Genomic DNA, 5,688 nt, shown 5'->3' with positions numbered 1-5,688 from the left:
GGGGGGGGGAAGACGGTACCCTGCAGGGATTGCTGGAATTAATCGGCATGCCGTACACCGGTAGTGGCGTGATGGCATCTGCCATCTCTATGGATAAACTGCGCAGTAAGTTACTGTGGCAGGGCGCGGGATTACCGGTTGCGCCGTGGGTGGCACTGACGCGTCGCGAATTTGAATTGGGCCTTCCGGATAGCGTTAATACACGCATTGCGGAACTGGGCTTACCGGTTATTGTAAAGCCGAGCCGGGAAGGGTCGAGCGTGGGGATGTCTAAAGTCGACAAAGCTGACGATTTAGCCTCCGCTTTAGCGCTGGCATTTCAACATGATGAAGAAGTTCTGATTGAAAAATGGCTCAGCGGGCCGGAATTTACCGTCGCAATGCTTGGTGAAGAAATTTTACCGTCAATCCGTATCCAACCGGCCGGAACCTTCTATGATTATGAGGCAAAGTATCTCTCTGATGAGACGCAATATTTCTGCCCTTGTGGTCTGGATGCTGAGCGTGAAGCAGAATTACAGTCCCTGGTGCTTAAAGCCTGGCATATTCTGGGTTGTCGCGGCTGGGGACGCATCGACGTGATGCAGGACCGTGATGGACAATTTTATCTGCTGGAAGCGAATACGTCCCCGGGAATGACCAGCCACAGCCTTGTGCCGATGGCCGCTCGTCAGGCGGGGATGAGTTTCTCGCAGTTAGTCGTACGCATTCTGGACCAGGCGGGCTGATATGTCTCAGGCTGCATTGAACACGCGCAACCGCGATGACGAAGAAGAATACGCCTCTTCACGCCGGAGTAATGGAACGCGTCTTGCAGGCATTATTTTCCTGCTCGGGGTGCTGTGCACCGTGTTTATCAGCGGCTGGATGGTACTGGGCTGGATGGAAGATGCGCAGCGGTTGCCACTTTCTAAGCTGGTGGTCACCGGTGAGCGCCACTACACGCGTAACGATGATATTCGCCAGTCAATTCTGGCGCTGGGGTCGCCCGGCACCTTTATGACTCAGGACGTTAATATTATCCAGAGCCAGATTGAACGTCTGCCATGGATAAAACAGGCGAGTGTAAGAAAGCAATGGCCTGATGAATTGAAGATTCATCTGGTTGAATATGTGCCCATTGCGCGTTGGAATGATCAGCACATGGTTGACGTAGACGGAAATTCCTTCAGCGTCCCGGCCGATCGTGTCAACAAGCAAAATTTACCGATGTTGTATGGCCCTGAAGGTAGCGAAAACGAAGTGTTACAGGGTTTTCGTGAAATGGGTCAGGTGCTGGCGAAGGACAGGTTTACGTTAAAAGATGCTGCGATGACGGCGCGCCGCTCCTGGCAGTTGACGTTAACGAACGGCATTAAGCTCAACCTGGGTCGCGGGGACACAATGAAGCGTCTGGCGCGTTTTGTAGAACTTTACCCGGTTTTACAGCAGCAGGCACAGACTGACGGCAAACGGATAAGCTACGTTGATTTGCGCTATGACTCAGGCGCAGCAGTCGGTTGGGTACCGGCTCCGGTCGAGGAACCTAATCAGCAACAGAATCAGGCACAGGTACAGGCAGAACAACAATGATCAAGGCGACGGACAGAAAACTGGTAGTTGGACTGGAGATTGGCACCGCGAAGGTTGCCGCTTTAGTAGGGGAAGTTCTGCCCGACGGTATGGTCAATATCATTGGCGTAGGCAGTTGCCCGTCCCGTGGTATGGATAAAGGTGGGGTAAACGATCTTGAATCGGTGGTGAAATGCGTCCAGCGCGCCATCGATCAGGCTGAATTGATGGCCGATTGCCAGATTTCTTCTGTCTATCTGGCCCTTTCTGGCAAGCACATTAGCTGCCAGAACGAAATCGGTATGGTGCCGATTTCCGAAGAAGAAGTGACGCAGGAAGACGTTGAAAATGTTGTGCATACGGCGAAGTCCGTGCGCGTGCGCGATGAGCATCGCGTGCTGCATGTGATCCCGCAGGAATACGCGATTGACTACCAGGAAGGCATTAAAAACCCGGTCGGTCTCTCCGGCGTACGTATGCAGGCAAAAGTGCACCTGATCACATGTCACAACGATATGGCGAAGAACATTGTAAAAGCCGTTGAACGTTGTGGCCTGAAAGTTGACCAACTTATTTTCGCCGGTCTTGCAGCAAGTTATTCCGTGCTGACCGAAGATGAACGTGAACTGGGCGTCTGTGTGGTCGATATTGGTGGTGGTACAATGGACATGGCCGTGTATACCGGCGGTGCGCTGCGCCACACAAAAGTGATCCCTTATGCGGGGAACGTGGTGACCAGCGATATCGCTTACGCTTTCGGTACGCCACCGAGCGATGCAGAAGCGATCAAAGTGCGTCATGGCTGTGCGCTGGGGTCTATCGTTGGCAAAGATGAGAGCGTTGAAGTACCAAGCGTCGGTGGTCGTCCACCGCGTAGCCTGCAGCGCCAGACGTTGGCAGAGGTCATTGAGCCGCGCTATACCGAGCTGCTCAACCTTGTCAACGAAGAGATTTTACAGTTACAGGAACAGCTTCGTCAGCAGGGCGTGAAACATCATCTTGCGGCGGGGATTGTATTAACCGGCGGTGCAGCGCAAATTGAAGGTCTTGCGGCCTGTGCGCAGCGCGTGTTCCATACGCAAGTACGTATTGGCGCGCCGCTGAATATCACCGGTTTAACGGATTATGCTCAGGAGCCGTATTATTCAACGGCTGTTGGCCTGCTCCACTACGGGAAGGAAACGCATCTCAGTGGTGAAGCAGAAGTGGAAAAACGCGTCTCAGTGGGGTCGTGGGTCAAACGACTGAACAACTGGCTGCGAAAAGAGTTTTAATTTTTTTAAGAGACCGGAGAGAATTAGCGGTCTCGGGCGACAGGCACAACGGAGAGAGAAATTATGTTTGAACCTATGGAACTGACCAACGACGCGGTGATTAAAGTCATCGGCGTCGGTGGCGGCGGCGGTAACGCCGTAGAGCATATGGTGCGTGAACGCATTGAAGGTGTTGAATTTTTTGCAGTTAACACCGATGCACAGGCACTGCGTAAGACGGCTGTAGGCCAGACTATCCAGATCGGCGGTGGTATCACCAAAGGGCTGGGAGCCGGGGCTAACCCGGAAGTGGGTCGCAATGCGGCTGAAGAAGATCGCGAAGCGCTGCGTGCTGCACTGGAAGGTGCGGACATGGTCTTCATCGCAGCAGGTATGGGTGGCGGTACCGGTACCGGCGCAGCACCTGTTGTGGCTGAAGTGGCGAAAGATTTAGGGATCCTGACCGTTGCTGTCGTGACCAAGCCTTTCAATTTTGAAGGCAAGAAGCGTATGGCCTTCGCGGAGCAGGGTATCACCGAGCTGTCCAAGCATGTGGACTCACTGATCACCATCCCGAACGACAAGCTGTTGAAAGTTCTGGGTCGCGGTATCTCTCTGCTGGACGCGTTCGGTGCAGCAAACGACGTGCTGAAAGGCGCGGTGCAGGGCATCGCTGAACTGATTACCCGTCCTGGCCTGATGAACGTTGACTTTGCTGACGTTCGCACCGTGATGTCCGAAATGGGCTACGCGATGATGGGCTCTGGCGTGGCGAGCGGTGAAGACCGTGCAGAAGAAGCGGCTGAAATGGCTATCTCTTCTCCACTGCTGGAAGATATCGATCTGTCTGGCGCGCGCGGTGTGCTGGTCAACATTACCGCTGGCTTTGACCTGCGTCTGGATGAGTTCGAAACCGTGGGTAATACCATCCGTGCGTTCGCCTCTGACAATGCGACGGTGGTAATCGGTACGTCTCTTGACCCTGAAATGAACGACGAACTGCGCGTGACTGTTGTGGCGACCGGTATCGGCATGGACAAGCGTCCTGAGATCACCCTTGTGACCAACAAACAGACTCAGCAACCGGTAATGGATCGTTACCAGCAGCACGGAATGTCTCCTCTGACTCAGGAGCAGAAACCGGCCGCGAAGGTGGTGAACGACCCAACGCCGCAAACGGCGAAAGAGCCAGATTATCTGGATATCCCGGCGTTCCTGCGTAAGCAAGCTGACTAAGAATTGGCTGGAATTTGGGGATTTGCGCTCTTTGTGCTAAACTGGCCCACCGTTAGTGATATACACTCTCGGTTGGATAGTTAATTTGGCGAGATTATACGATGATCAAACAAAGGACACTTAAACGTATCGTTCAGGCGACGGGTGTCGGTTTACATACCGGCAAGAAAGTCACACTGACGTTACGCCCTGCGCCGGCCAATACCGGGGTCATCTATCGTCGCACTGACTTGAATCCACCGGTAGATTTTCCGGCCGATGCCAAATCTGTGCGTGATACTATGCTCTGTACTTGTCTGGTGAACGAGCATGACGTGCGGATTTCTACCGTAGAGCACCTGAACGCCGCCCTGGCGGGTCTGGGTATCGACAACATTATTGTTGAAGTCGATGCGCCAGAAATCCCGATTATGGATGGCAGTGCTGCACCGTTCGTTTATCTGTTGCTGGATGCCGGCATCGAAGAACTGAACTGCGCGAAGAAATTTGTTCGCATCAAAGAGACCGTTCGCGTCGAAGATGGCGACAAATGGGCTGAATTCAAACCGTACAATGGTTTCTCGTTGGACTTTACCATCGACTTTAACCATCCGGCGATTGATGCAAGCACCCAACGCTATGCGATGAACTTCTCTGCTGATGCGTTTATGCGTCAGATCAGCCGAGCCCGTACATTCGGCTTCATGCGTGATATCGAATATCTGCAGTCCCGCGGCCTGTGCCTGGGCGGCAGCTTCGATTGTGCCATCGTTGTTGACGATTATCGCGTACTGAACGAAGACGGCCTGCGTTTCGAAGATGAATTCGTTCGTCACAAAATGCTGGATGCTATCGGCGACCTGTTCATGTGTGGTCACAACATCATTGGTGCATTTACCGCGTTCAAATCCGGTCATGCACTGAACAACAAACTGTTGCAGGCCGTCCTGGCAAAACAGGAAGCCTGGGAATATGTGACCTTTGAAGACGAAGCGGAACTGCCGCTGGCTTTCAAAGCACCGAACATGGTTCTGGCGTAACGGTTCATCCCGTTTCGTAAAAAAATCGACTGGTTAACCTAGTACTCTCTCCGACCAGGAAGACCAGTCGTTTTTATTTTTACCCTTCGTTGATTGCCCCTTGCGTTATCCCTTATTTACTCTGCGCAGAAAATGTGTGCGTTAGCTGCATTCTTGACCGTTTTTCCCCGCGGCGGCACCTCATTCCTGCTGATGTGTATTGGCTTTAGTGGTAATATCTGGGCGCTTAAAAAAATAACTGAATTCAGCCTGTACCGGGCTGGCTTATGTGGTGGAGCAAGTGAGCGGAATACTGACGCGCTGGCGACAATTTGGCAGACGTTACTTCTGGCCGCATCTCTTATTAGGGATGGTCGCGGCGAGTCTCGGCTTGCCTGTGCTCAGCAACAGTGCCGAAGCGGCGACGCCGGCGAAGACCTCCACAACCAAACACGATCTCAACACGCGAGTTAACTTTACTAACCTTGCGTGGCTTGAAGCCAATCGCCGCCCGAATTTCTCCGTTGATTACTGGCACCAGCATGCAATCCGAACGGTAATTCGTCATCTGTCATTTGCAATGGCACCGCAGGCAATGCCTGTTGCTGAAGAGACGCTGCCGGTGCAGGCGCAGCATCTTGCCCTGCTGG

At 53.2% G+C, this 5,688-nt stretch carries 6 protein-coding genes; all 6 read left to right on the top strand.

Going from position 1 to position 5,688, the window contains the following annotated elements:
- On the top strand, nucleotides 1–728 hold a 728-nt coding region (locus LDK53_RS10545), incomplete at its 5' end, for a D-alanine--D-alanine ligase (protein WP_225286981.1).
- A 1-nt stretch (nucleotide 729) separates the two neighbouring features.
- Nucleotides 730–1,572 (top strand): cell division protein FtsQ, encoded by an 843-nt coding sequence (gene ftsQ, locus LDK53_RS10540; RefSeq protein ID WP_025756756.1) that lies wholly within the window; start codon nucleotides 730–732, stop codon nucleotides 1,570–1,572.
- Nucleotides 1,569–2,825 carry a cell division protein FtsA gene (ftsA, locus tag LDK53_RS10535; RefSeq protein ID WP_025756757.1) on the top strand — a complete coding sequence of 419 codons (1,257 nt, stop codon included), beginning with the start codon at nucleotides 1,569–1,571 and terminating at the stop codon, nucleotides 2,823–2,825. The genes ftsQ and ftsA overlap by 4 nt, the downstream gene beginning before the upstream one ends.
- Before the next feature lie 63 nt (nucleotides 2,826–2,888).
- Nucleotides 2,889–4,040, top strand: coding sequence for a cell division protein FtsZ (gene ftsZ / locus LDK53_RS10530; RefSeq protein WP_008501978.1), 1,152 nt, complete (start codon nucleotides 2,889–2,891; stop codon nucleotides 4,038–4,040).
- A 101-nt stretch (nucleotides 4,041–4,141) separates the two neighbouring features.
- Nucleotides 4,142–5,059: a UDP-3-O-acyl-N-acetylglucosamine deacetylase gene (lpxC, locus tag LDK53_RS10525; RefSeq protein ID WP_025756758.1), complete on the top strand. Its 918-nt coding sequence runs from the start codon at nucleotides 4,142–4,144 to the stop codon at nucleotides 5,057–5,059.
- Nucleotides 5,060–5,339: 280 nt separating this feature from the next.
- On the top strand, nucleotides 5,340–5,688 hold a 349-nt coding region (gene secM, locus LDK53_RS10520), incomplete at its 3' end, for a secA translation cis-regulator SecM (RefSeq protein WP_225286970.1).

The sequence above is a fragment of the Enterobacter sp. K16B genome (genome assembly GCF_020216105.1).
GTDB lineage: Bacteria > Pseudomonadota > Gammaproteobacteria > Enterobacterales > Enterobacteriaceae > Enterobacter > Enterobacter sichuanensis.
The sequence above is the reverse complement of the archived record's forward strand: the minus strand, read 5'-3'. Positions and strand labels throughout refer to the sequence as shown.